Source organism: Methylomonas koyamae, from assembly GCF_019669905.1.
GTDB classification, from domain to species: Bacteria; Pseudomonadota; Gammaproteobacteria; order Methylococcales; family Methylomonadaceae; genus Methylomonas; species Methylomonas koyamae.
In genome coordinates this window covers 1,053,816-1,078,883 of record NZ_AP019777.1, presented here as the reverse complement: position 1 = coordinate 1,078,883, position 25,068 = coordinate 1,053,816, and the positions used below count along the sequence as shown (strand labels likewise).

19 protein-coding genes and 1 pseudogene are annotated in these 25,068 nt (G+C 59.4%); 13 read left to right on the top strand and 7 right to left on the bottom strand.

Translation table 11 applies throughout. From position 1 onward, the window contains the following. Nucleotides 1-3 precede the first annotated feature (3 nt). Nucleotides 4-360, bottom strand: a complete 357-nt coding sequence (locus tag MKFW12EY_RS05265; protein WP_054758179.1) for a hypothetical protein — start codon at nucleotides 358-360, stop codon at nucleotides 4-6. Between the two features lie 30 nt (nucleotides 361-390). Continuing rightward, nucleotides 391-1,128 carry a phosphate signaling complex protein PhoU gene (gene phoU / locus MKFW12EY_RS05260; protein WP_064022414.1) on the bottom strand — a complete coding sequence of 246 codons (738 nt, stop codon included), beginning with the start codon at nucleotides 1,126-1,128 and terminating at the stop codon, nucleotides 391-393. A gap of 253 nt (nucleotides 1,129-1,381) precedes the next feature. Between phoU and MKFW12EY_RS05255 the strand changes: the two genes are divergently transcribed. After that, complete coding sequence (locus MKFW12EY_RS05255) at nucleotides 1,382-2,176, top strand: UDP-2,3-diacylglucosamine diphosphatase (RefSeq protein ID WP_054758177.1); 795 nt, start codon at nucleotides 1,382-1,384, stop codon at nucleotides 2,174-2,176. A gap of 59 nt (nucleotides 2,177-2,235) precedes the next feature. Here the strand turns inward: MKFW12EY_RS05255 and MKFW12EY_RS05250 are convergent, their stop codons facing one another. Further along, entirely contained in the window at nucleotides 2,236-3,135 is a 900-nt protein-coding gene (locus tag MKFW12EY_RS05250) for a proline dehydrogenase family protein (protein ID WP_221054134.1), read from the bottom strand. 14 nt (nucleotides 3,136-3,149) lie between these two features. Further along, complete coding sequence (locus MKFW12EY_RS05245; protein WP_221054133.1) at nucleotides 3,150-4,166, bottom strand: GNAT family N-acetyltransferase; 1,017 nt, start codon at nucleotides 4,164-4,166, stop codon at nucleotides 3,150-3,152. 162 nt (nucleotides 4,167-4,328) lie between these two features. Between MKFW12EY_RS05245 and MKFW12EY_RS05240 the strand changes: the two genes are divergently transcribed. The 4 genes from MKFW12EY_RS05240 (at nucleotide 4,329) to MKFW12EY_RS05225 (ending at nucleotide 10,757) form a co-directional block, all read left to right on the top strand. Continuing rightward, complete coding sequence (locus MKFW12EY_RS05240; RefSeq protein WP_221054132.1) at nucleotides 4,329-5,450, top strand: GNAT family N-acetyltransferase; 1,122 nt, start codon at nucleotides 4,329-4,331, stop codon at nucleotides 5,448-5,450. A 334-nt stretch (nucleotides 5,451-5,784) separates the two neighbouring features. After that, nucleotides 5,785-8,307, top strand: coding sequence for an ExeM/NucH family extracellular endonuclease (locus MKFW12EY_RS05235; protein ID WP_221054131.1), 2,523 nt, complete (start codon nucleotides 5,785-5,787; stop codon nucleotides 8,305-8,307). A gap of 47 nt (nucleotides 8,308-8,354) precedes the next feature. Then, nucleotides 8,355-9,143, top strand: a complete 789-nt coding sequence (locus MKFW12EY_RS05230; protein ID WP_221054130.1) for a hypothetical protein — start codon at nucleotides 8,355-8,357, stop codon at nucleotides 9,141-9,143. Between the two features lie 624 nt (nucleotides 9,144-9,767). Beyond that, the gene (locus MKFW12EY_RS05225) at nucleotides 9,768-10,757 is read left to right on the top strand and encodes an IS5 family transposase (RefSeq protein ID WP_221054129.1); all 990 of its coding nucleotides are present in this window, start codon (nucleotides 9,768-9,770) and stop codon (nucleotides 10,755-10,757) included. Between the two features lie 164 nt (nucleotides 10,758-10,921). Here the strand turns inward: MKFW12EY_RS05225 and MKFW12EY_RS05220 are convergent. After that, a pseudogene (locus MKFW12EY_RS05220) lies at nucleotides 10,922-11,806 on the bottom strand (IS5 family transposase); the annotation flags it as partial. A gap of 188 nt (nucleotides 11,807-11,994) precedes the next feature. Between MKFW12EY_RS05220 and MKFW12EY_RS05215 the strand changes: the two are divergent. Together MKFW12EY_RS05215 and MKFW12EY_RS05210 are read left to right on the top strand one after the other, a co-directional pair. Beyond that, nucleotides 11,995-12,804: a hypothetical protein gene (locus tag MKFW12EY_RS05215; protein WP_157199637.1), complete on the top strand. Its 810-nt coding sequence runs from the start codon at nucleotides 11,995-11,997 to the stop codon at nucleotides 12,802-12,804. Nucleotides 12,805-13,338: 534 nt separating this feature from the next. Then, a complete protein-coding gene (locus MKFW12EY_RS05210) occupies nucleotides 13,339-15,738 on the top strand; it encodes a Lon protease family protein (protein ID WP_221054127.1) in 2,400 nt (799 codons plus the stop codon). A 102-nt stretch (nucleotides 15,739-15,840) separates the two neighbouring features. Here MKFW12EY_RS05210 and MKFW12EY_RS05205 read toward each other — a convergent pair whose 3' ends face one another. Next, nucleotides 15,841-17,250, bottom strand: a complete 1,410-nt coding sequence (locus MKFW12EY_RS05205) for an aminotransferase-like domain-containing protein (RefSeq protein WP_221054126.1) — start codon at nucleotides 17,248-17,250, stop codon at nucleotides 15,841-15,843. A gap of 191 nt (nucleotides 17,251-17,441) precedes the next feature. Here MKFW12EY_RS05205 and MKFW12EY_RS05200 point away from each other — a divergent pair, with 191 nt between their 5' ends. The 5 genes from MKFW12EY_RS05200 (at nucleotide 17,442) to MKFW12EY_RS05180 (ending at nucleotide 22,890) form a co-directional block, all read left to right on the top strand. Further along, the gene (locus tag MKFW12EY_RS05200) at nucleotides 17,442-18,353 is read left to right on the top strand and encodes a DMT family transporter (protein WP_221054125.1); all 912 of its coding nucleotides are present in this window, start codon (nucleotides 17,442-17,444) and stop codon (nucleotides 18,351-18,353) included. A 124-nt stretch (nucleotides 18,354-18,477) separates the two neighbouring features. Further along, a complete protein-coding gene (locus MKFW12EY_RS05195) occupies nucleotides 18,478-19,200 on the top strand; it encodes a response regulator transcription factor (RefSeq protein ID WP_221054124.1) in 723 nt (240 codons plus the stop codon). Continuing rightward, entirely contained in the window at nucleotides 19,197-20,954 is a 1,758-nt protein-coding gene (locus MKFW12EY_RS05190) for a sensor histidine kinase (RefSeq protein WP_221054123.1), read from the top strand. The genes MKFW12EY_RS05195 and MKFW12EY_RS05190 overlap by 4 nt, the downstream gene beginning before the upstream one ends. 83 nt (nucleotides 20,955-21,037) lie before the next feature. After that, complete coding sequence (locus tag MKFW12EY_RS05185; protein WP_221054122.1) at nucleotides 21,038-22,273, top strand: hypothetical protein; 1,236 nt, start codon at nucleotides 21,038-21,040, stop codon at nucleotides 22,271-22,273. Then, the gene (locus MKFW12EY_RS05180; RefSeq protein WP_221054121.1) at nucleotides 22,243-22,890 is read left to right on the top strand and encodes a methylamine utilization protein; all 648 of its coding nucleotides are present in this window, start codon (nucleotides 22,243-22,245) and stop codon (nucleotides 22,888-22,890) included. Before MKFW12EY_RS05185 ends, MKFW12EY_RS05180 begins: the two co-directional genes overlap by 31 nt. 349 nt (nucleotides 22,891-23,239) lie before the next feature. On the opposite strand, the gene MKFW12EY_RS05175 is transcribed toward MKFW12EY_RS05180, so the two are convergent. After that, a complete protein-coding gene (locus tag MKFW12EY_RS05175; RefSeq protein WP_221054120.1) occupies nucleotides 23,240-24,067 on the bottom strand; it encodes a spondin domain-containing protein in 828 nt (275 codons plus the stop codon). A 502-nt stretch (nucleotides 24,068-24,569) separates the two neighbouring features. On the opposite strand from MKFW12EY_RS05175, the gene MKFW12EY_RS05170 reads away from it, so the two are divergent. Further along, nucleotides 24,570-24,998: a GreA/GreB family elongation factor gene (locus MKFW12EY_RS05170; RefSeq protein WP_157199682.1), complete on the top strand. Its 429-nt coding sequence runs from the start codon at nucleotides 24,570-24,572 to the stop codon at nucleotides 24,996-24,998. The last annotated feature ends 70 nt before the right edge of the window (nucleotides 24,999-25,068 follow it).

Here is a 25,068-nt window from a genome sequence, read left to right as displayed (position 1 = left end):
GCCTCACCCCGCCATATCCAACACCGCATGGTCCAGCTTCGCGTTCAAGCGGCTGAAGGCCTTGTGCAGGACTTCCCAGCCGGTAAACGACACGACCAGCCAACCGGTGGTATGCCGCTCCCATTCGGTATCCACTAGCACGCCGGCTTGCACCAAATCGATGAACGCCGCGTCGCTGGCCGCTTCGATATAGGCCCGCGCCGCCGGCAAATGCTCGGCCGGCACCAATCTGGCGCTAGGCTGACCGTTGTTGGCGTGGCGGTCGGTATACATCACGTAGCCGGGATCGATACCCAAAGCCTTGAGTTCGTTGCAATAATCGGCAAACCCGTAATACGGAAACGGCAATGTCGGCCCCATGGCTGGACTCCCGTAATTAAAAACCGCCGGTCAGGCGTTGCCCTGGCTAGGCGTTTGCTGGCGCAGCAGACCGCCGTGGCGGATATCGACACCGTCCAGCATGAACACGGCATGCTCGGCGACGACCCGGCAATGCTCGGCGCAACGCTCCAAGATCTTCATCATTTGCATGATGTCCAGCGCCCGGCGGATCATGCGGGCGTCGTGCAGGACATAGGCCAATTGGTGCTTGATCCCTTCCTGCAATTCTTTCTCGCACAGTTGGTCGCATTGCAACAGTGCATAAGCCTGTTTGGAATCGCGGTTCTCGAACACCACCATCAGCTTGTCCAGAATCGCCTTGACCAAGCCGCCCATTTTGACGATATCGGCCAGCAATTTTTCGTTCGGGTCGCTGGTGCTCGGATCGAACAACACCGTGACCAGCCGGGCGAATTCGCCGATTTCGTCGCCGATTTTGGAAAACTCGGCCGAAATTTTCGAGACCGACAACACCAGGCGCAGATCGTTGGCCACCGGGCAATGCCGGGCAATCACGCTCAACACGCCGTCGTCGATTTTGCTTTCGTAATGTTTCAGCTTCTTGTGGCGGGAAATGACTTTCTGCGCCAGCTCGGCGTCGCCGTAATCCATGGCTTGCATGGCCTGCTCGAACTGGTAAATCAACAAGTCGGTAACTTCCAGCAGCAGGCCGTACAAATGGCTCAGCTCGTTGTCGTATTCGTGCAGCGTATGCGGATTGCCGCCGGTGTCTGTCGGAGTGATCATAACCAAGTCTCTATCGGGTTAACGCGCAAGTTTTTAGGCCCGGAGTTTAACGGCTCAAAGTGACAGGAATGTGACATGGCAGCAGCTACAAGCCAGATCCGGCCGAGCCGGGCGCCGGGAATGACGGAATTGTGACAAGCGGACGCGGGCGGCAAAATCGGCTTGTCCGCCGCCCGCTTGCGGCAAGCGTCATACTGCTGTCATAAACAGCCAGAAAAATACCCCCCATCCGCTATCCATACCCAGCGTACTTATGACTGCCTCTACATACCGAACCATCTGGATTTCCGATTTGCACATCGGCTCCACCCAATGCCACGCCGATGCGCTGCTGGATTTTCTGAAACACAACGATAGCGAAAAGCTGTATCTGGTCGGCGATATCATCGACTTTTGGGCGTTGTCGAAAAAGATGTACTGGCCGCGGGAGCACAACACCATCATCCAGAAAATTCTGCGCAAAGCCCGGCACGGCACCCAAATCATTTACGTGCCCGGCAACCACGACGAAAACGTACGCGAATACGACGATTACGTGTTCGGCGACATCGTGGTCAAGCGTTCCGACATCCACACCACTGCTGCCGGCAAACGCTTTTTGATCGTGCACGGCGACGAATACGACACCATCGCCAGGCACCACCGCTGGCTGGCCAAGATCGGCAGCGTCGGCTACGACTGGCTGATCGAGATCAACCGTTTCCTACGCCTGTGCCGGAAACTAATCGGCTACCAATCGCATTTTTCGTTGGCCGCCTTCGTCAAATTCAAAGTCAAAAATGCCGTCCAATTCATTTCGGACTACGAGGAAAGCATCGTCCGCACCCTCAGAAACCAGGGCTTGGACGGCGTGATCTGCGGCCACATCCATCACGCCGAAATCAAGGACATCGAAGGTTTCACCTACGTCAACACCGGCGACTTCGTCGAGAGCTGCACCGCCATCGTCGAGCATAACGACGGCCGCTTGGAACTGGTGCACTGGTTGAAACAGGAAAAACCGAGCCCGGAAACCCAAGCCGAAACCGGCCTGCCCCACCCCGGCTGAGCCTGAATACCGCCAAGTTAGCAAGATCCGCCGACCGGCATGGCGGGATTCGGTTAACTTCAGATTCTGCCCGGCAAGCGCCGCAGCGACAGCAATAAGCCCACGACGCTGTCGCGGACTACCCACCACAGCAGGCGCGGATTGTCGGCGGCCTTGCCCAGCGCATACGGCCGCCAGGCGATACCGAACGGGATATACACCCGGGCCGGCACCGAAAATTCGCGGGCCAGCGCCAGCAAACGGCGCTTGGGCAAACCGTGCAGCAATTCGATTTCGCAAGGGGTGCCGGCCGCGCGCAAGCGCAGCAAGGCTTCGCGCACCAACCATGGATCGTGGCTGGCCAGCGCTACCGAAGCCGCGCGGCCGGCCAACCGCTCGACCACGCGCAGAAAACCCTCGCGCATATCCATATCGGCGTCCATCGGATCGGGCCACTCGCCCTTCACCACCCGCACCCGCACTCCCAACTCGCAGGCCAGATCGGCGTCGGCCAGACTGCGCCGCCAGCGCCCCGGTACGCTCAAGCCCACCGCCGCGCCCTCGGCCAGCGCGTTGCGCACGCAGGCCAGGGTCGCATCGGCCGTCAACGGCTCGTGCGAATCGAAATGCAGCAGCATACCGGCGTCGCGCGCCGCGACGGCGATTTGGCCCAGCAATCCGGCATCGTAAGCCAAGGCCGGCGCCTTGACCGACAGGTAAGCTTGGCCCGGCAATTCGGCAATGGCGGCGATAATCTGCCGGCAGACCGCGGCAACCTGCTCCGGCGTTTCCTGGCGCTGCGGTTCCAACCAGTTATGAAAGTAGCCCAGCGTGTACGCGAGCTGCTGCGCCGACAGCCGGCGCGCCACCCGCATCGCGTCCTCCAGCCGGGAGCCCGGCACGTATACCCGGCCGGCTATCCGCAATACCAGGCGCAAGCCTTTGCCTACGATGCGCCGTCCCCAAGCCTTAACCATCATCGCCCCCCAATAGGTTATAAACGGCCGCGCAGCGTGCGCACCGCGCTTTTCGCCGCCATTTTCATTGCCGCCAAGCCGAACGGCGCCGCCCGCACCTGGCAATATTCGCGCACGTCGCGGGTCCATAGCCGGGTCCAACCGTCCATGCCACCCATGAATTCGTAGGCCTGCAATCCGCCGGCAGCCGCGTATTGCAGCGTATACCGCATCAATAATTGGCCCGGCGAACAGTCGGCAAAAGCCAAATCGTGGCTGATCTTGAACAGCCAGAAGCGTTGCCGCCACTCGCAGGCAATCTGCATCGCCGCGGTGCGGTCGCCGAGACGCAGCAAGGCGATGCGCAACATACCTTCCTGCATCGCCGCCCGGCAGAAGCGCCGGAAAAACTCGCCCTGGACCCAGTCGGCGCTCAAAGCGGTGCCTGCGGCGGCCTTCCAACTTTTCGCCTCCATCGCGTAAGCCTCGGCCAATAGCCGGGTCAACTCGGCCGCGTCGGCCGGCGCCTGGATCTGGTAGCGCAAATCGCCGAATCGGGCCGCCCGCCGTTCCGCACGGCGAAAATCCGCCCGCCGCCGAGCGTTGAACAGCGCATCGACATCGGCAATCTGCCGCTCCAACCGGATCAGCGGCGTCGGCATGGCCGGTTGGACCTGCACCAGACCGCGCCGGCGGTAGGCCCGGCGCAAAGCCGGCAGCGTCGCCGAGTCCAGCGGCAGCCGTTCCAGATACAACGGCAAAGGCTGCGCCGCCAGCCCGTCCGCCAGAACGGCCAAACCGGGCTCATCTGCGGCAATCAGATCGCTGGGTTCGAACATGGCCGGCAATTCGCGCAGCCAGCCGCCGGCAGCGCACAATGGCGCCAGCGCCTGCATTCGGCCGCCGGATTCGACCGCATACAACCTGATCGGCAAACCGGGCGGCAACAAACCGGCTCGGGCCTGCATCCAGGCGTGAGTCTGGGTCGGCATGCCGCCCGCAATCTGCGGCCATCGCGGCAAGTCCGGAAATTCGGCCAACTGGCAAAGTTTCATCTAAACATCGGTAACGGCGGACTCGGTCCGCTCTTATGGAAAAGTTCGCCACTCGGCCGGCGGGTATTGCGCGATCGCGCCTGTGCTTATAGATTGGCAGCGCCGCGGCTATCGCGGCGATGTTACTGTAACCGCTCGCCGATTGGAACCGCTGCCCCAACCATGTATACGATCGAACACTACCCAAACTTCGCCGAACTTCCGCCGGATTGCACCTGGCTGCACGATTGCGGCTTCTTTTACCGGCCGCAGTGGTTCGAAATCCTGCAACGCAGCCTGTTTGCCGATACGGACACCTTTCGCGTCTACGCCGTCGCCGATGCCGGCAGCGGCCGCACCCTATTGCTGGCAGCGTTACGCCACACCGTGCTCGACTCCGCCGCGACCGGCGCCGACACCTTGGCCGCGCTCAGCCATCCGGAAAACTTCGCCGAAACGCCGTTGCTGTTTCATCCCGCAGCATCCGACCGCCAGGGATTGTTGATTGCCCTGTTCCGCCACCTGCAGGCCACGCCGCTAGGCAACGGCCGCGGCCGCTGTGACGCGCTGCGCCTGTGGCCGTTAGCGGAAGGTTCGGAACTGGAACAAGCGCTGGTTTCGGCTTTACAGCAAGCCGGCTTCCGTTGCCAACGCTACGCCAATTCCTACAACCGCTACGAAACCACCGCCGGCCTGGACTATGCCGCCTATTTCGACGCGCGCAGCGCCAACTTGCGTTACAGCGTACGCCGTCGGCAACGGGCCTTGGAAAAAACCGGCCAACTCAAACTGGAGTTGTACACCACGCCGGAACAGTTGCAGCAAGCGCTGGCCGACTATATCGCCGTGTCGATGACTAGCTGGAAAAGGCCGGAAACCATGTTCAACAGAGAAATCCAGGACATGATGCGGCTGGCCGCGGAGCTGGGCTGCCTGCGGCTGGGTATTTTGCGCCTGGGCGAACAGGCCGCCGCGGTGCAATTCTGGCTGTTCGACCGCGGCGTCGCCCACTGCGTCCGGCTGGCTTACCGGGAAGAGTACAAGCATCTGGCGGTCGGCGTGGTGTTGACCAATTTCATGATCGCCCAGGCGTTGGACCGGGACCGGGCGGCAAGCATAGACTTCGGCTTCGGCGTCGAGGATTACAAGGGGGGCTGGATGAAACAGGCCCGCGACTATTATGGCGTGATGGCGTTCAACCCGGCCACGGCCGCCGGCAATTACCACGCCGCCCGCAACATCCTCGGCCAACGCCTGAAACGCGGCGTCAAAACCCTATTGCGAACCGCCGGACTGCGCAAGTAATCGCGTCTGCAGCTGCGGGTTCGAAGGGAATCTCCGATCCACCGAATGTCGTTAAGTTAAGGGTGGTAGGAGCAGGCCGGTTTATCGCTAAGCTTAACCGCATTACCCACCCGCCCCGGTGTAATACGTTTCACCAAAACGTCCGCAAACCGTCACGGTTTCTTAACCTGCCGCTCCGGCCTATCCCGCAAAATGTGACCGGACTTGCAGAATCGGTTGCCAAAACCGATCCCGCCTCGGCGCTACCCCCTTGAATCGGCGGCGGGATTTTTCTGCGGGTCGGCCAGGCTTTCGGCCTGTTCGCTGTTTTTACCATTACAGAGACTCTCCGACCATGATCGCAAACCAATTCAGCCGCTTGCCGTTGCTGGCGGCAATAGCGGCAATCGGCGTTAGCGCTAACGCCGAAGCCGCAACGCCGGTGTTTATCAACGAAATCCATTACGACAACGCCGGCAGCGACAGCGGCGAAGCCGTCGAAATCGCCGGACCGGCAGGAACAAACCTCAGCGGCTGGAAAATCGTGCCCTACAACGGCAGCGGCGGCGCCAGCTACACCCCGATCTGCAATCTGAGCGGCAGCATCCCCAATCAAAACAACGGCTTCGGCAGCGTCAGTTGCGCCATTTCCGGTTTGCAAAACGGCGCGCCGGACGGCATCGCCTTGGTCGACGCCGGCAACGCCTTAGTGCAGTTCCTCAGTTACGAAGGTACGTTTACCGCCAGCAACGGCCCGGCTAACGGCATGACCAGCGTCGACATTGGCGTCTCCCAATCCGGCAGCGGCGCGGCCGGCCAGTCGCTGCAACTAAAAGGCAGCGGCTCGAATTACGAAGACTTCACGTGGGCCACCGAATCGGCCGCGTCGTTCGGCAACATCAACGCCGGCCAAACCTTCGGCAGCGTAACACCGCCACCACCGCCGGTATCGCAATGCGGCCAGCCGGCAACCTTGATTAGCGCCATCCAGGGTAGCGGCGGCGTCAGCCCACTGAACGGCACTGTGCAACACGTCGAAGCCGTGGTCAGCGCCGACTTTCAAGGCAGCGGCAACTTAAACGGTTTCTTCGTCCAGCAAGGCAGCGATGCCGACGCCAATCCGGCGACCTCGGAAGGCCTGTTCGTGGCCGCCAACACGCCGGTCAACGTCGGCGACCGGGTCCACCTGGTCGGCAGCGTCGCCGAAACCTACGGCATGACCCGCCTGGAAAACGTCAGCAGCGTCGAGATCTGTTCCAGCGGCAACGCACTGCCCGCGGCGGTAGACGTCAATCTGCCGTTCGATAGCGCCGGCAACGACCCGGAACGTTGGGAAGGCATGCTGGTAAATTTGCCGCAAACCCTGACAGTCACCGAAAACTACAATCTGGCCCGCTACGGCGAATTCCTGTTGTCATCCGGCGGCCGCTTATTAACACCCACTCAAGTCGCCGCGCCCGGCCAAGCCGCCAACGACGTTGCCACGCAAAATGCCTTGAACCAGCTATTGGTCGACGACGGCAGCAATATCCAAAACCCCGATCCGGTGATCTATCCGCAACCGGCCGGCTTGAGCGCGGCCAACAGCCTACGCTCCGGCGCTACGGTAACCGGCGCCAGCGGCGTGTTGGCTTACGATTTCGGCGTTTACCGTTTGCAACCGACTCAGCCGTTGACGTTTACCGCCGGCAATCCGCGCCCAGCCAACCCGGCGCCCACCGGTCCGGGCTCGCTGAAAGTGGCCAGCTTCAACGTGCTGAACTATTTCAATGGCAACGGCCTCGGCGGCGGCTTCCCGACCGCACGCGGCGCCAATACCTTGGCCGAGTTCAACCGCCAACGCGCCAAAATCGTTGCCGCCCTGCATCAACTGGATGCCGACGTGGTCGGCCTGATGGAAATCGAAAACGACGGCTACGCCGGCACCAGCGCGATTGCCGATCTGGTCAACGGCTTGAACCAACTGGCCGGCGCCGGCAGTTACGCCTTCGTCAATCCTGGCATCGGCAAAATCGGCAGCGACGAAATCGCGGTGGGTTTGATCTACAAACCCGGCAAAGTCGGCTTGGCCGGCGGCGCGGCGATCCTGGACGGCAGCGTCGACCCGCAGTTTCTGGACACCAAAAACCGGCCGGCATTGGCCCAGACCTTTTTGGATAAAGCATCCAACAAACTGCTGACCGTGGCCGTCAACCATTTGAAATCCAAAGGCTCGGCTTGCGACGACGTCAACGACCCGGACACCGGCGACGGCCAGGGCAACTGCAACCTGACCCGCACCAACGCCGCAACCGCGCTGGCCAATTGGCTGGCCGGCGACCCGACCCAGCAAGGTGCCGCCAACAGCTTGATCATCGGCGACCTGAACAGCTATGCCCAGGAAGACCCGATCAGCGCACTGAAGAACGCCGGCTACCGCAACCTGCTGGAAACGATGGTCGGCAACCAAGCGGCGTATAGCTACGTGTTCGACGGTGCCGCCGGCTATCTGGACCACGCCTTGGCCGGACCGGCTTTGGCGGCGCAAGTCAAAAGCACAACCGAATGGCACATCAACGCCGACGAGCCGCGCGCGCTGGATTACAACACCGAGTTCAAAACCGCCGGCCAAGTCGACAGTTTCTACGTCGCCGACGCTTACCGTTCCTCGGACCACGATCCATTGCTGGTCAAACTGTTCGTACCGGGCGACCTGGATAACGACGGCGATGTGGATGCCAGCGATGCCAATCTGATCAAGGCCCAGGTAGGCAAATGCAGCGGCAAATTGGGTTTTAACCGGGAAGCGGATTATGACGCGACCGGCTGCGTCAGCATGGCGGACTACCGGATTTGGTACGGCTATTTCAATAGTTATGCAGCTATCAGCAAGCCATAACCGCCGCGAACATTGCCGATTAATTTTTATTTGTTAAAGAAGGTTTTATGAAAAATATGACATGGCGTCATTGCCTGATACTTGCGTTGGCGTTTTGGCCTGCCGCTAACCAAGCGAGTACGCTCAGCGCAACTAACGATATTCAAATTTACCCTGGCGGCAATATAGACCTCCAAACGGGTCAAACCCCAGGAAATCTGGAAGCTAAACAACCACCACTTATTACAGGGGGTGACATTCAAATTTTGCCCAGAGAGGGTATTAAAATCCAAACGGGACAAACGCCAATAAATTCAGGCTTAATATCACCGTTAACCATCGTCTTGCCCACCGAACCCACTTTTTTGGCGGTGCAACAAGCCTCAGGCTTTACCCAAATTGGTGATCATTTTGATATTCAAGTGCTGGCTTTGGTGCCTTTTGCGAATGCTAGCGCCGACGAATTACTGTTGGGCTTTGGTTTCAATACACAAGTCGGCGGTACGGGCTCCGCGCAGTTTTTAGGTAGCAGCATAAACCCGTTATTTACTGACATTTCAACACAGGATGGCGTGAATTTGGCCGCTGCCGGTTTGGCGTTTCCTGGTTTGGGTGCAAATGAGGTGGGTTCACTGATTTCTCTGGCGGTTATGCATTTTCAGGCCATCGCGGTGGGTGATTTGAATGTCGCGATTACCAGCGATTTGTATGATCTCAACCAAGGGTTGATCTTTTTAAACCAAGGGCAGCTGGCGATCAATGCCAGCGTCGGCTTCAACATTACTGCTGTGCCGTTACCGCCCTCTTTGTTGCTGTTTTTGAGTGGGTTGGGGGGAATTCGGCGGAGACGCGGTTAGAATTGGGTTCTACCTGCTTAGATGCACTTAGAAGAATTTGGTGTCGCTGGCGCGACAGCTTTTTCTAACGTCGGTTCGCGGACCGACAACCGCGATACTTTCTTTTGCTTGGCCAAAAGAAAGTATCCAAAGAAAAGGCCACCCGACATTCCGCCAATTTCCTGCGCTTCTCGCTTTTGCCGAGGGTTTTCGGAAGGGCCATCCCTGGCCCTCCGAAAACGCGCGGCATCCCTGCCGCGCCCCTATGGGCTGATCTCGCCAAAAGCTCCGATGCTCGGGGCGGAATAACGGGAGAAAACCACTCTCGAAATTCAGTGCAAAATCAAAAATGTAGGGTGGGCAACGCTTTTCTGCCCACCGTTAGCGGGAATTATTTAATGCCACGTGGGCACAAAAACCGTGCCGACCCTACCCGGCTGACTCTGAATTTAGCTTTGACCTTGCCTTTAGCTTATTATTAAATAACGTGACCGACGCTTCTCCTTAACAGGCTGGTGAAAAACCCACTGATATTTCCCCTTACCCACGGTTTCCGTGATTTTTTCGTGTTGAAATCGGTCATGACATCGAGTTTCAACCGTTTTGCCCCTGTTTCAAGGGCTTTTTATTCGCCTGAAGCCGTCTGTGGACGGTTTTCAGGCGCACTTCGCCCTAGCAGGCTGGTCCCATACTGGCCGCCCGTCGATTGCGCCCGAAAAACTGCTGCGCGCCTTGCTATTGCAAGTGCTGTACACCGTTCGTAGCGAACGCCAGTTGATGGAACAGCTGGACTACAACCTGCTGTTTCGCTGGTTTGTCGGTTTGGGTATCGACGATGCTGTCTGGGAACGCAGCGTGTTCAGCGCCAACCGCGAGCGCCTGCTGTCCGAAGCACTGAGTCGCGAGTTTTTTGAGCGGGTCTTGGCCATTGCCGAATGGCAAAACCTGGTGTCCGACGAACACTTCAGTGTCGACGGCAGCCTGATCGAAGCCTGGGCCTCGCACAAAAGCTTCGTGAAGAAAGACGGCAGCGGTCCTGATAAACCCGCCGGCCGCAATCCCGAGGTCGACTTCAGCGGCGAAAAGCGCAGCAATGCCACGCATCAGAGCACGACAGACCCCGAAGCGCGGCTTTACAAGAAAGGCGAATACACCGAGGCCAAACTGCGTTACATCACCCATGCCCTATCCGAGAATCGTAACGGCCTGATTGTCGATGTCGAAACCACCCAAGCCACCGGCACCGCTGAAATCGAAGCCGCGCAAACAATGATCAAACGCCGTGTTCCCAAAGGCGGCAGCGTCGGTGCCGACAAAGGCTATGACCAACCGGCGTTCGTCAACAAACTCAAGACGCAAGACATCAAAGCCCATGTTGCTCGCAAAAAGACCGGCAGTGCCGTCGATGGCCGCACCGCGCGCGGCAAAGCGTACGCTCAAAGCCTCAAGCGCCGCAAAATCGTCGAAGAAGCCTTCGGCTGGATCAAGACCGTCGGGGGCCTGCGTAAAACCCGCCACATCGGCTTAGCCAAAGTCGCAGGTCAGGCCTTGTTTTGCTTTGCCGCCTACAACCTGACGCGCTTGCTCAACCTATTGGTGTTCACGCCGAAACCGGCGTGGAGTGCGCCCACCTAGCAGGCTGGTGAAAAACCCACTGATATTTCCCCTTACCCACGGTTTCCGTGATTTTTTCGTGTTGAAATCGGTCATGACATCGAGTTTCAACCGTTTTGCCCCTGTTTCAAGGGCTTTTTATTCGCCTGAAGCCGTCTGTGGACGGTTTTCAGGCGCACTTCGCCCTAGGTGGGCGCACTCCACGCCGGTTTCGGCGTGAACACCAATAGGTTGAGCAAGCGCGTCAGGTTGTAGGCGGCAAAGCAAAACAAGGCCTGACCTGCGACTTTGGCTAAGCCGATGTGGCGGGTTTTACGCAGGCCCCCGACGGTCTTGATCCAGCCGAAGGCTTCTTCGACGATTTTGCGGCGCTTGAGGCTTTGAGCGTACGCTTTGCCGCGCGCGGTGCGGCCATCGACGGCACTGCCGGTCTTTTTGCGAGCAACATGGGCTTTGATGTCTTGCGTCTTGAGTTTGTTGACGAACGCCGGTTGGTCATAGCCTTTGTCGGCACCGACGCTGCCGCCTTTGGGAACACGGCGTTTGATCATTGTTTGCGCGGCTTCGATTTCAGCGGTGCCGGTGGCTTGGGTGGTTTCGACATCGACAATCAGGCCGTTACGATTCTCGGATAGGGCATGGGTGATGTAACGCAGTTTGGCCTCGGTGTATTCGCCTTTCTTGTAAAGCCGCGCTTCGGGGTCTGTCGTGCTCTGATGCGTGGCATTGCTGCGCTTTTCGCCGCTGAAGTCGACCTCGGGATTGCGGCCGGCGGGTTTATCAGGACCGCTGCCGTCTTTCTTCACGAAGCTTTTGTGCGAGGCCCAGGCTTCGATCAGGCTGCCGTCGACACTGAAGTGTTCGTCGGACACCAGGTTTTGCCATTCGGCAATGGCCAAGACCCGCTCAAAAAACTCGCGACTCAGTGCTTCGGACAGCAGGCGCTCGCGGTTGGCGCTGAACACGCTGCGTTCCCAGACAGCATCGTCGATACCCAAACCGACAAACCAGCGAAACAGCAGGTTGTAGTCCAGCTGTTCCATCAACTGGCGTTCGCTACGAACGGTGTACCAGCCTGCTAAGTACGGCTATTCCGTTCGGCGGCTTGCTTTATGAGGCTAGTAAAACGTTAATACTTCATACCAAAAATTACATTTCTGATCGGAACGATGATCGGAGTAAAGAGTTTTGCGAGAATTTAATAAGGGGTCGAGAAAGTGACGAGGAGTTAAAGACATTTTTTGAAAAGAAGTTTGACATGGATGACTACTATGCTGTCTTGTCCTCTTGCATACAGGATATTGAGAATGAAAAGGTATCATTATATTCAGAATTAATGAAGGGCTTAATTGAAGGCAACTTTAATTCGGAAACCAGAAGGCATTTTATTAAATCATGTAAAGATTTGACTTTTGCGGAATTAATATTTTTAAGAGATATTTATATTAATAGCGAATATGAGATGATGCCTCTATCAGGTTGCGTAACCGGTGTAAATACTCAAGTTAAGAACATTCTGACTACAAATGATCCGCTTCGTAGGATTACTATTGAAAAATTGATTTCTTTGGGGTTCATTAATAATCAACCGAATGAAATCACCTCGCTTGGTAGGAAATTTATTCCCATTTTGTTTTCAAATGAATTGCTAACACCAGAGTCGATAGGCCGGAGAAGATTCACAGGCCACCACGTTTTGATCGTGAATTACAATATAGGCAATCCTGTTAACGACAAACTAGCTTTTCGCCTCCTAGATTGTTTTATTCAGAAAAATGTTCAGCCATCTATTGGCGTATTGAGGGAGAACTGTTTTGGAATTAGTGCCGCTGTAGTATTAATTGATAATAATTTAATTGAACAGGAATACATTAATTCGCTCATAAAATTCTCTAAATTAATACCAATGGCTCTTCTGAATATAAATGAAACATCGGATAATAGATTGGAAGGCGTTAGGTTTATGTCTAAGCTGTCTCTTAGTAAAGACGTTGAAGCTACTATAGATAAAACAGTCGATTCTATATTGGAACTATTGACAAAAATAAACTATTCTAAAGACCAATAAAACGCACAAAACACGGAACACAAAACTGGGGCAGGATTTGCAACCAAGCATTCATGGCTAAACTTACCAGGGAGGCCGTAAGACGCAATTCCTATGGAGTCAAGAGGCGTAGTCTTATTGCTCCGCATGATGGACTTAAAGCATTTGGCACATTGCGCTATCGCTAAGGCACCCTACAAAACTGCAGAAATATTATATGGATTAAACTTCGCGGCGGGGTTTTCTCCCGTATGCCGCGCCGAGCACCGGAGGGTTCGAACGGATCAGCCCGTTAGGGGCGCCGCAAGGATGCGGCGCGTTTTACGCAGGGGCTGGGAAGCCCCTTCGGAAAACCCCGTTCGAACCCGAGGAGCGCAGGATCGAAGCGGCATCCGGGTGGCCTTTTCTTTGGATACTTTCTTTTGGCCAAACAAAAGAAAGTATCGCGGCCGTCGGGCCGCGACCCGACTTAAAATTAAACCCGTCGCGACAGCGACACCAAATTTAACCCACCGACACCAACGCCGCGCCAAGACCGGACAGGGAACACAGGCCATGACCATCAAACCGCTAGAGCCTTCGCAACTGTATAAGCCTTGCAAACTGGAACAACTGACTTTTACCACCACAGACGAGCTGGACGACGTCGATACGCTGCTGGGGCAGGATCGGGCCATCGCCGCGATCAAATTCGGCTTGCGCATCGATAAGAGCGGTTACAACATCTTCGCGCTGGCGCCGGACGGCACCGGCAAAATGACCACGATCAAACAACTGGCCGAGCACGAGGCCTGCCGGCAACCGCCGCCGTCGGATTGGTGCTATGTGCACAATTTCGACCAACCCGCCAAACCTAAGGCAATCCGGCTGGAACCCGGCGAAGGCAAGGGCTTTCAGAACGACATGGCGGAGCTGATCGACGAACTCAGCGTCGGCATCCCGGCCGCGTTCGACGGCGACGAGTACCGCTCGCGCGCCGGCGAGCTGGAGAACGAATCGCGCCAACGCGAGTTGGAAGCGATCAACTCGCTGCGCGAAGAAGCCGAACAGGCCCACATCATTTTCACCGAAACCCCGAACGGCTATGCCTTCCTGCCGGCCGACGACAACAACGAACCCTATACGCCGGACCAATTCAACAAGCTGGACAAGGAGCGGCAGCGCCAATTTCACGAAACGGTCTTGGATTTACAGGAAAAGGTGCAGGATGCGTTGAAGAAATTCCCGCAGTGGCGCAAGCAAACCAAACGCAAGATTCAGGCTTTGAACCGGGAAGTGGCCGAGCTGGCCGTGCACCATTCGATTGACGAATTGCAGAAAAAATATGCCAAGAACCAGGCGGTGCAGGAATATCTGAGCGCGGTGCAGCAAGACATCATCGACCACGTCCGCGACTTCATGCCGCATAGCGAGAAAGTACTGTCCTTTATGGAACAACCCCAGGAACCGGCGCCGTTCAAGCGCTACCGGGTCAATCTGATGGTCAGCCTGAACCACAAACGCTGCGCGCCGGTGGTGTGCGAGGATTTGCCGAATTACGCCAACCTGCTCGGCCGCATCGACCACCAGGCGCAGATGGGCTCGTTGGTCACCGATTTCACGATGATCAAACCCGGCGCATTCCATAAGGCCAACGGCGGCTATCTGATTCTGAACGCCCGCAAATTATTGCAGCAGCCCTATGCCTGGGAGACCTTGAAACGCACGCTGCAAGCCGGCGAAATCCGCATCGAATCGCTGGAGCGGGCGCTGAGCCTGATCAGCACCACCTCTTTGGAACCGGAACCGATTCCGCTGCAAGTCAAAGTGTTGCTGCTGGGCGAGCCGATGCTGTATTACCTGCTCAATTTCTACGATCCGGAATTCGCCGATTATTTCAAGGTCGCCGCCGACTTCGCCAGCCACATCGACCGCGAGCACAACACGCTGGATTACGCCCGCTTACTGGCGACCATCGCCCGCCGCGAAAAACTGCGGCCGTTGAGCCGGCAAGCCGTGGCGCGCATCATCGAACACAGCGCGCGGATGGCCGACGATTCGGAAAAGCTGCTGACCCATCTGCGCAGCATCCGCGATCTGCTGGCCGAGGCCGACTACTGGGCTGCCGAGAACGGCCATGCCGCCATCGCCAACAGCGACGTGCAACAAGCCATCGACCAAAAAGATCACCGCCTGGACCAATTGCGCGAGCGGCTGTACGAAACCATCCGCCGCGGCACCATCATGATCGCCACCGAAGGCCGCGTCGCCGGCCAGATCAACGGCCTGTCGGTACTGCAACTGGGCGAATTCAGCTTCGGCCAGCCGTCGCGGATTACCGCCACCACCCGGATGGGCAGCGGCAAAGTGGTCGACATCGAACGCGAAACCGAATTGGGCGGCGCAATCCATTCCAAGGGCGTGCTGATATTGTCCAGCTTCATCGCCGCCCGTTACGCCCGCAACAGCCCGTTCTCGCTGGCGGCCAGCCTGGTGTTCGAGCAATCCTACGGCCACGTCGAAGGCGACAGCGCGTCGTTGGCGGAATTGTGTGCGATCCTGTCCTCGCTGGCGCAAGTGCCGCTGCGCCAGGATCTGGCGATGACCGGCTCGGTCAACCAGCTCGGCCAAGTGCAACCGATCGGCGGCGTCAACGAAAAAATCGAAGGCTTTTTCGACATCTGCGCCGCCCGCGGCCTGAGCGGCAGCCAGGGCGTGATCATTCCGGCCAGCAACGTGCCGCACCTGATGCTGCGCTGGGACGTGGTCCACGCCGCCCAGGCCGGGCAATTCCATATCTATCCGGTCACGACCGTCGACGAAGCGATGGCATTATTGAGCGACATCGAAGTCGGTGCCGCCGATGAAACCGGCGCCTACCCGCCCGACTCGTTCAACGGCCGCATCGACGCCCAATTGAAGCAGTTCACCAATACGGTCAAGGAATTCGGCAGCAAAGGCGGCGACGGCAAATAGATGCCGATCCTGACCGGCATCGGTGATTGGCCGTCTCGATCCGCCGCCGGGTTACCTTAACCATGCATAAACAACGCCGGCGGACCGCTCGCCGGGAAAGCTTCAACCCGCCGCCAAGCGGCCGAGTTTCTCCAGCGCCCGCTCGACGTTGCGGTCCCAGTCGCAAGCGCAGTTGAGGCGGATGAAATTGCGGTATTTGCCGGTCGCCGAAAAGATCGGCCCCGGCGCGATGCTGATGCCTTCCAGCAAAGCCCGCTGCGCCAAGGCCAGCGCGTCGCTGCCATCGGGCAATTCCAGCCACAACACGAAGCCGCCGGCCGGTTGGGTGGATTTGGTGCCGTCCGGAAAATGGCGGGCCACGGCGTCAGTCATCCGCTTGACCGCCTCGGCATAACGCCGGCGGATTTGGCGCAGATGGCGTTCGAAGCCGCCGTCGGCCAGGATTTCCGCGGTGGCAATCTGCGACAACGACGGCGAGGCCAGATTCGCCACGTATTTCAGATATTCGATGCGCTGCAAGTACCGCCCCGGTGCGATCCAGCCGATGCGCAAGCCCGGCGACAGCGACTTGGAAAACGACGAACAATGCAGCACCCTGCCCTCCTCGTCCCAGGCCTTGACCACCGGCGGCCGGCTCGCCGCGAAGCCCAAATCGCCGTAGACGTCGTCCTCGATCAGCGCAAAATCATGGCGCTTGGCTAGCGCCAGCAATTCTCGCTTGCCGGCTTCGCTCATCAAATAACCCAAAGGGTTGCTGAAATTAGGCACCACCAAACAAGCCTTGACCGGCCATTGTTCGCAAGCCAATTCAAGTGCAGCCAGCGACAGGCCGTCGCGCGGGTGGGTCGGGATTTCGATGGCCTTCAGCCCCAGCGATTCGATCACCTGCAACTGGCCGTAGAAAATCGGCGACTCGATAGCGACGATGTCGCCCGGCTCGGTCACTGCCCGCAGCGCCAATGCAATCGCTTCCTGGCAACCGTTGGTGATGACGATGTCGTCGGCACTCAGCGTGCAACCGGCTTCCGACATCCGTCTGGCAATCTGCCGGCGCAATTCCGGATTGCCCAGCGCGAATTCGTAGCCGGCGATGCGTTGCCGATGGCGGCGGGCGCAACCGGCCAGCGCACGTTCGATTTTCAAGGTCGGCAGAAACGACGGTGCCGGCACCGCCGCGCCGAGCGGGACGGTGCGCCGTTCGGCGGCGGCCTTGGCCAATTGCAACACCAAGGCTTGGCCGCTGACCGGCGTCGGTTGTAGCAGCGGCGCGGAGGTTGCCGGCTCCGGCAATACCGATTCGCGCCGTAGCGTCACGTAATAGCCGGAACGCGGCCGGGCGGCGATCCGGCCGCTGTCTTCCAACAAGCGTAAGGCTTGTACCGCCGTCGCCGGGCTGACCCGGTGCTGCTCGCCGAGCTGGCGCACGCTGGGCAAGCGCTCGCCGGGCCGGTAAACGCCTTGGGCAATCGCGTTATCGAGGTGTTCGGCAATTTCCTGGTAGAGCAAGGTCATCGGGCAACTGATACAGATCCGGGTGGTATGGACCGATACAGGGCGGATTTCGCGGCATCTGTATCGCTAGAATTTCACAAAAGTACTTCTGTATAAGTGCCAGCTTAGCCGGCTAGCATATCGCCGTCAATTGCCGCAGGTTTGCTGGGCCTTTACCGCGGCATGTTTACCATCCGATAGCGAGAATAGCGATGACTGCAACAAGCGGAACGCCGCGCGAGCGCCAAGGCGCCATATTTGGGATGCTGGGCATCCTGGGATTTAGTTTGACTTTACCGGCTACCCGATTGGCGGTCGCCGATCTCGACCCGGTGTTCGTCGGCCTGGGCCGGGCGCTGGTTGCCGCTGCGTTGGCCGCGGCGATGTTATGGTGGGCCAAGGCGCCGCGGCCGTCGCGGCGGCAATGGGGTCGTCTGGCTCTGACTGCCGCCGGCGTCGTGATCGGCTATCCGTTGTTGTCGACGCTGGCCATGCGGACTGCGGCCGCCGGCCATGCCTCGGTCGTGGTCGGACTGGCGCCGCTGGCGACGGCGTTATTCGCCTTCTGGCTGGCCGGCGAACGGCCGGGGCCGCATTATTGGCTGGCGACCTTGATCGGTAGCGCGACAATCGTCGGCTTTTGCGGACTCAGCGCCGGCGGCACGCCGAACGGCGCCGACCTGTTGTTGCTGGCGGCGGTCGCCGCAGTCGGCCTCGGTTACGCCGAAGGCGCCCGGCTGGCGCGGGAATTGGGCGCCTGGCAGACGATCAGTTGGGCCTTGTTGTTGTCGGCACCGCTGCTGGTTCCCATCGTTTGGCAGGCCGCGCCGCCGGCGTGGTCGGCGGTCGGCTGGCGCAGCCTGGCCGGATTTGGCTACGTCAGCGTTGTCAGTATGTATCTGGCCTTCTGCGCCTGGTACAAAGGTCTGGCAATGGGCGGTATTGCCCGGATCGGCCAGTTGCAACTGGTGCAGCCGTTTTTTAGCCTGGCCGGCGCGGCGCTGGTACTGGGCGAGACGATAAACCCCAGCCAAATCATCGCCGCCGCCATCGTGTTGCTCTGCGTCGCCACCGGCCGACGCTCTATGACGGTGCGCGTGCAGCGCCGACCGGGCAACGGCTAACCGCCGTTTTAGTTTGATCGGCCAAATCTCACGGAATTATCACGACGGCGTGAGCCTTTCGTGAATGGCGCCAGCGCTGCGCTTGGCCGATAATCGGCGTTATTTTCGATAAATCCCGCCGCCGATGCCGCCCACCAAACACCTGCTCCTGGTCGAAGACGATCCCGACATCGCCGGCCTGCTGGCCGCCAATCTACGCGAGGAAGGCTACGGCGTGGATTGGGCGGCCGACGGCGACGCCGCGTTGGCCGCGATTGCCGGCAATCGTTACGACTTGCTGTTGCTGGACGTGATGCTGCCCGGCGTGGACGGCCTAGAAATTTGCCGGCGGGTGCGGGCCGGGCCGGTGTATACGCCGATCATCATCGTCAGTTCCAAATCCAGCGACGTGCACCGGGTGGTAGGGTTGGAAATGGGCGCCGACGATTACATCAGCAAGCCGTTCGCACTGGCCGAGGTGGTCGCTAGAGTCCGCGCGCTGTTGCGGCGGGTGGCAGCCTTGAGCCAACCGGCCGCCGAACCCGCCGAGGCCGTCATCGTCTCCCACGGTTTACGGATCGATGCGCAAAGTCGCACAGTGGTTTTGGATGGCCAAACGCTGGCGCTGACTGCCCGCGAATTCGACTTGCTGCATTTCTTCGCCCGCCATCCGGGCCGGATGTTCACCCGGCTGGAGTTGCTTAACCAAGTCTGGGGCTACAACCACGACGGCTACGAGCATACCGTCAACTCGCACATCAACCGCTTGCGCGCCAAAATCGAAGCCGATCCGGCCAAACCGGCGCGAATATTGACGGTGTGGGGCGTCGGCTACAAGTTCGCCGAAGCGGACGCCGCCGACGCATGACGCTGAGCTTCCAAAGTCGTATCGCCTTGCTGTTCGCCGCGCTATTCGTCGCGGTGCAGGCGCTGACGGTGGTCTGCATCTATGCGGCGGTGCGCGACAACCTGCTGCGCCAGCTCGACCAGGACTTGCGCTACGCCGAGCAAGCCTTTCGCCAGTTGCTAGTCGAACGCGCCGAGCGGGTCGCCGGCGAGGCCGGCTTGCTGGTCGCCGATTTTGGCTTTCGCAGCACCGTCACCGGCGGCGACCCGGCCACGATCGCCTCGGCCTTGGAAAACCTGCTGCTGCGCATCCGCGGCCAACGCGGCTTGTTTATCGATCCGCAATACAACGTCGTCGCCGATAGTGCCGGCCAGTGGCAGGGCCGGCCGTTTCCGTATGCGCGAGCCTTGGCAAACACCGACGCCAGCCGCCCGCTGGTTTGGTTCGGCGTGTTGGACGGCCGCTTGCAGGAATGGGCGCTGGTGCCGGTGTCGGCGCCGCTGCCGGTGGGTTGGGTGGCGGTGGCGCAAGCCGTCGACGAACAACGTATCGCCCGGTTTCGGCAAAACTCGCTATTGCCGCTGCAGATCGGTTTGGCCGAACTCGGTGCGGACGGCGGCCGCCTGTTGGCCGCTTCGGCACCGGACGCGGCCCTGGCCTTGTTGCACAGCGCGACCGACCGGGCACTGGCGACCACGGTCGATACCGCGCAAGGCCGCTATCTCGGCCGCATACTGGCATTGCCGGCGGCCGGCGACGAGCAAGGCGTCGCCGCATTGCTGCAAATCAAGTTCACCGACGCCTTCGCCGGCTACCGCCATATGTTGTTGCTGGCAGCCGGGGTGTTGCTGTTGGGCCTGTTGGCGACGTTGGCCGGCAGCGTCGTCATAGCCCGCAATCTGTCGCGGCCGCTGCGGGCCTTGGCCGGCGTCGGCGAGCGGGCAGTCAACGGCGATTTCACCGCCTCCTCGCTGGCCGGCCGTAGCGACGAACTGGGCCGGCTGGCCGATACCTTCGTCCGCGCCGCGCAACTAGCCGGCCAATTGGGCGAACTGCGCCAGAAAGACCAGGAACGGCGCGAGTTGGTGGCTTCGATGTCGCACGATTTACGCACACCGTTGGCCGCGCTGCGCGGCTTTCTGGAAACCATGCAGCGTAAGGCCGATACCTTGCCGGCTAACGAACAACAGCATTTTCTAGACACTGCGCTGCGCCAAACCGAAAAAGTCAGCCGACTGGCGCAGGAATTGTTCGAACTGGCCAAGTTGGAATGCGACGATGCCAGCCTGAGTCCCGAGCCGTTCAATCTGGCCGAATTGCTGCAGGATGTCGCCCAAAAATACCGGCTACAAGCCGAACAACGCGGCGTCAGCTTGCAAGCCGAACTGCGCCCGGATTTGCCTCTAGTCAGCGCCGACATCGGACTGATCGAGCGCCTGCTCACCAACATGATCGACAACGCCTTACGTCACACCCCGCCAGGCGGCCGAGTGCGGCTGGATGCTTGGCCGGCGCGCGGCCGGATAACGGTGGCCGTCCGCGATACTGGCATCGGCATCGCGCCGGAATATTTACCCACCTTGTGCGATTGGGACTCGCCGCTGGCCCGCCGCGCCCGCGCCGACGGCGGCGGTTTCGGCTTGATCGTGGTCGGCAAGATTGCGCAATTGCACGGCGGCCGCTTGCAAGTGGAGAGCTCCTTGGGCGTCGGCAGCGAATTTCGTTTCGACTTACCGCTGGCGGAATCCGCGCGCGCAGCGACAGACAAATCGTAACCATGCTGTTATTAACCGCTCGATTCCCGGTCCCGCCAAGCTCATTCCCGCAGCAGCGGAAAACCTGGAAGCCTCCCCGCCTAATGCAGTCGCTTCTTCTGCTGACGCTTTTCGGTTTGATGGTGCAGATCTGCCGAGCCGACGACGGCCAATTTCCGGAATTCACTTGGCACGGCCTGCTGGACCTGCGTTACCAACACAGCGACGCCGCGCCGGGCGAGTTGGAACATGGCCTGGGCAAGCTGCGGGCCGGCGGCGACCGCGACCGCTGGCGGGTTAACGAAGCCGCCGCGACCTTACAGGTGCGCTTGGACTGGGATTGGATGGTCAACGCCACCGTCAAATACGCCGACCGTCAATCGGCTCCGCTGGACTTGACCGAAGCCTATTTGGCTTACCGGCCGGTCGGCGCCGCCGGCTGGCGTCTGGCCGGGCGCTTGGGCATGTTCTTTCCACCGATTTCGTTGGAAAACACCGGCACCGCCTGGAGCAGCCCGTATACGCTGAGTTCGTCGACGATCAACGCCTGGGTCGGCGAGGAGTTGCGCGCGTTCGGCGGCGAGTTGCGTTTGGATTACCAAACCGAAGCCGGCGATAAATTCGGCGTGTTCGGCGCCGGCCTCGCCAACAACGACACCGCCGGCCTGACGTTGGCCTGGCGCGGCTGGAGTTTGCATGACTTCGAATCCACGTTAACCGGCCGCCTGCGTCTGCCGAACGGCATCGCCATACCGGCCTTGTTTCCTAAGCAGGCCAATGCCAGCCAGGCCTTCGTCGAAGTGGACGGCCGGCCCGGCTTTTACGCCGGCATCGCCGCCGAGCGGCCGCAACGCTACACGCTGCGCGCGCTGTATTACGACAACAATGCCGATCCGGCCGCGCTGTCCGCCGGCCAATACGGCTGGCACACCCGGTTCTGGAGCCTGGGCGCCAAGGCCGAATTGCCGTGGGAAACCACGCTGATTTCGCAAGCGATGACCGGCCGTACCAGCATGGGCGAATTGCTCGGCGACTTGCGGGCGGTCGATGTCGGATTTTGGTCGGCAAGCTGGCTGTTGAGCCGGCCGCTGGGCGACGGCCGTTTTAGCCTGCGCTACGAACGCTTCGGCAGCGACGAACGCGATTACCTGCCGCAAGACCGCAACGGCGAACACGGCCAGGCTTGGACCGCCAATTACAATCTGACCGTCGCCCAACACCATCAATTGAATGTCGAATTCAGCCGCATTTTCAGCGCCCGCCCGGCGCGGCAGGAACGCGGCGAAGCCGTTTATCAGGAGGACACGCTGTGGCAAGTCGCTTACCGGCTGTTTTTTTGACGACTTGGGCCGCGGTCGCGCCGGCCGCTGAATTGGCGGGTAAGGCCGTAGCCGGCGGCCGACCGTTGGCCGATCTGGTGGTCGCCGCCCAAGCCTTGGATGCCGCCGGCCGGGTCAAAGCGCCGCCGGCGCCGGCGGCGATGGCGCTGGACCAGAAAAGCCGCGAATTCGTCCCGCACGTGTTGGCGGTGCGCAGCGGCACGCCGGTGTATTTTCCGAACAGCGACGCGATCAAGCACCACGTCTATTCGTTTTCCGCGGCCAAGCGTTTCGAAATCAAACTCTACAGCGGCGTGCCGCGCGAACCGGTACTGTTCGACCGCCCCGGCATCGTCGCGCTGGGTTGTAACATCCACGACTGGATGCTGGGGTATGTCTACGTCAGCGACGCGGACTATTTGGCGGTTTCCGACGCCGAGGGCCGCTGGACGCTGGATTTGCCGGACGGCCGCTACCGCCTGAGCTTTTGGCACCCGGACGCGGCCGAACAAGCGCCCGAGCAAGTCGTCAGCGTGCCTGCCGCAGAACTGATGCTGAAGGTGGAATTGAAAGCCCGCTTCCCCACCGGCAAGCCGCCGGCCAATTTGCAGAATCAAGGTTACGGCGACGGGTTTTGATGCGGTGCTTTGCCAAGCCGGAGTGCAAACGCGATTTGTGCTGCGAGTCAGGCCCAGCCGGGACGAAAAGCCGAAGCGAAAACGCGCCCCGCTGCCAATTCCATCATGTCGAACTAGCGTTACAAAGCGATACCCATGACCGAAGGACCTGGTCATAGCTAAAATCCCTGAACCCGGATTGCTCCGAATCGCGCCGGGATAACTCCCCTCTTTAACAAAGAGGGGCTGGGGGAGATTTTTAAATAAATCCCCCTCGATCCCCCTTTTGCAAAGGGGGAAGTTCTGGGTAACGAAATCCTCAATAGAGTACAAATCAAGATTTGTACTCTATTGAGTTGAACCGCCCGCCTCAAGCCGGCAAAGCCGACACCGCCGCGCGCTTCCGTAACCAACCGAACAAAGGCAACACGCTGCCGAACAACCAGGCCGCCGCCGGAACCGGTACTTGCGACACTGCGCTGATTTGCAGCAACGGCGTATTGGCGCCGGGCAGATCGGTAAAGTTGTAACCGGCCGGCGTTCCTAATCCGGCGTAGACCGCGAAGTCATGGTTGGCTTGGATGGTACCGTTTTGCGCCGGGCTGTCCGCCGCATTAGACCCGACCAGGAACGCCGCACCGGTGGTGCCGTCCAGTTCGGTGCCGGCGTCCCAGATGTTGCTGCCGTTCTCGACGAAGGTGCCGCCGGTGAAATGGCCTTGGGCGTCGAATAATTCGATTTCGGTCGCCGAGTCGTTACCGACGAAGCGGTCGTTGGACGGCACCACCATCGCGAAATAGCTCAGGTAACGGTTTTTCACCGGGTCCAGATCCAGGGTGACGCTGCCCTTAGCACCGGGCAGGAAGATACCGGGGCCGAAGGCGTTAACCGCCGCAGTCACCGTCGCGCTGGTGCCGCCGGCCGCCGCCGCGCTGCTGGCCGCGAATGCCGACGACAAGCCGGCGCCGTTGCCCATCTCGGCAATCGCCTCAATCGCCGCCGAAGCCGTGGTGCCGACATCGAACGCGTCGAACGAGCCGTCGTGCAAGGCGACGAAAAACGGACTCAAGGCCGGCCCGTTGGCAGCAGACAGGTTGCTGAAACTCAGCGTGACCTGCGCTGCCTCAGCCGAACTCAACGGCGCCGCGCCGGCCGCCAACAACAGCGCCGACAGCGCAAAAGCATGGTTTTTCTGCATCGTGATTCTCCTTAATATGAATGCCAAATGGCGCGGCCATTGTGCAATCAGAAAAGTCACGAAATCCTCACGGGATGGTCAAATGGGCGTGAGATGTGGGGTGGTCAATCCGGTCAAAATGCCAGAAGGTAAGCTTGGAATGCATCAGTTCGAATAGGCTTTGCTATTCGAATGTGGGTGTAGGATGGCGCCGATCCGAGGCGGCACATCATTCGCGACCGTTGCGGCCCACGTTGTTCGGCCTACCTGCGTAGGAAGGGCATGTCATCGAGTTGGTTGCCGAAGACTTTTGTTGCCACGACCAACCGGCTCATTGATAATCGAGCGGTTAGTTGCGGATTCCTTGTGTCGTTTTGTTTTTGATCGTTAACGCAATAAAGGACTGCGCAGGAACGCTTTTTTTATCCCGGCTTAAGTCGGAAGCCCAATCAGACGATTCTAGTTGGAGAGAACAGTCCGACTAAAAGCTCTCTATCACCACTCACTCGGCGAAGCGACGACCATGAAAGACTTCATGAAAGCCAGAAACATCATTCTTTCCGCGCTCGACTGCGCCCGTTTACGGGACTTGATCATAACGGCAAGACAATTCAGTTCCACGCCGTCGGTTCTGTTGGATACGCTGGAAGGCGAACTTAACCGAGCCACCATTCTGCCGCCGGAAGAAATCCCGCCTTATGTAGTCACAATGAACACCTGCGTTCGCTTAATCGACATAAGCACGGGAAAGACGATGACATATACGCTGGTGTTCCCGAACGATGAAGATCTCCAGCAGGGTAAACTATCCATTCTGTCGGATATGGGGGTTGCAATTATCGGTTTTTCTGTCGGCAGCACCGTTGAATGGCATTTCCCGGAAGGGCTCAGATCCATCCGGATCGACATGATCTATTTTCAACCAGAGGCCACAAAACAATACGAGATGTAGCGCGCCACTGTGGAAATCATCGGCTGCATGCGCCCTGCGTGAAATGTCCGAAGCGCCGGTGTAGGCAAAA

What these genes read in the sequence shown, in the direction of transcription:
- MKFW12EY_RS05190 (WP_221054123.1), top strand. Translation starts at nt 19,197, where the DNA reads ATGACGCTGAGCTTCCAAAGTCGTATCGCCTTGCTGTTCGCCGCGCTA.
- MKFW12EY_RS05230 (WP_221054130.1), top strand. Translation starts at nt 8,355, where the DNA reads ATGAAAAATATGACATGGCGTCATTGCCTGATACTTGCGTTGGCGTTT.
- MKFW12EY_RS05255 (WP_054758177.1), top strand. Translation starts at nt 1,382, where the DNA reads ATGACTGCCTCTACATACCGAACCATCTGGATTTCCGATTTGCACATC.
- MKFW12EY_RS05195 (WP_221054124.1), top strand. Translation starts at nt 18,478, where the DNA reads ATGCCGCCCACCAAACACCTGCTCCTGGTCGAAGACGATCCCGACATC.
- MKFW12EY_RS05200 (WP_221054125.1), top strand. Translation starts at nt 17,442, where the DNA reads ATGACTGCAACAAGCGGAACGCCGCGCGAGCGCCAAGGCGCCATATTT.
- MKFW12EY_RS05175 (WP_221054120.1), bottom strand. Translation starts at nt 24,067, where the DNA reads ATGCAGAAAAACCATGCTTTTGCGCTGTCGGCGCTGTTGTTGGCGGCC.
- MKFW12EY_RS05215 (WP_157199637.1), top strand. Translation starts at nt 11,995, where the DNA reads ATGGATGACTACTATGCTGTCTTGTCCTCTTGCATACAGGATATTGAG.
- MKFW12EY_RS05210 (WP_221054127.1), top strand. Translation starts at nt 13,339, where the DNA reads ATGACCATCAAACCGCTAGAGCCTTCGCAACTGTATAAGCCTTGCAAA.
- MKFW12EY_RS05205 (WP_221054126.1), bottom strand. Translation starts at nt 17,250, where the DNA reads ATGACCTTGCTCTACCAGGAAATTGCCGAACACCTCGATAACGCGATT.
- MKFW12EY_RS05240 (WP_221054132.1), top strand. Translation starts at nt 4,329, where the DNA reads ATGTATACGATCGAACACTACCCAAACTTCGCCGAACTTCCGCCGGAT.
- MKFW12EY_RS05245 (WP_221054133.1), bottom strand. Translation starts at nt 4,166, where the DNA reads ATGAAACTTTGCCAGTTGGCCGAATTTCCGGACTTGCCGCGATGGCCG.
- MKFW12EY_RS05250 (WP_221054134.1), bottom strand. Translation starts at nt 3,135, where the DNA reads ATGATGGTTAAGGCTTGGGGACGGCGCATCGTAGGCAAAGGCTTGCGC.
- MKFW12EY_RS05235 (WP_221054131.1), top strand. Translation starts at nt 5,785, where the DNA reads ATGATCGCAAACCAATTCAGCCGCTTGCCGTTGCTGGCGGCAATAGCG.
- MKFW12EY_RS05170 (WP_157199682.1), top strand. Translation starts at nt 24,570, where the DNA reads ATGAAAGACTTCATGAAAGCCAGAAACATCATTCTTTCCGCGCTCGAC.
- MKFW12EY_RS05265 (WP_054758179.1), bottom strand. Translation starts at nt 360, where the DNA reads ATGGGGCCGACATTGCCGTTTCCGTATTACGGGTTTGCCGATTATTGC.
- MKFW12EY_RS05185 (WP_221054122.1), top strand. Translation starts at nt 21,038, where the DNA reads ATGCAGTCGCTTCTTCTGCTGACGCTTTTCGGTTTGATGGTGCAGATC.
- phoU (WP_064022414.1), bottom strand. Translation starts at nt 1,128, where the DNA reads ATGATCACTCCGACAGACACCGGCGGCAATCCGCATACGCTGCACGAA.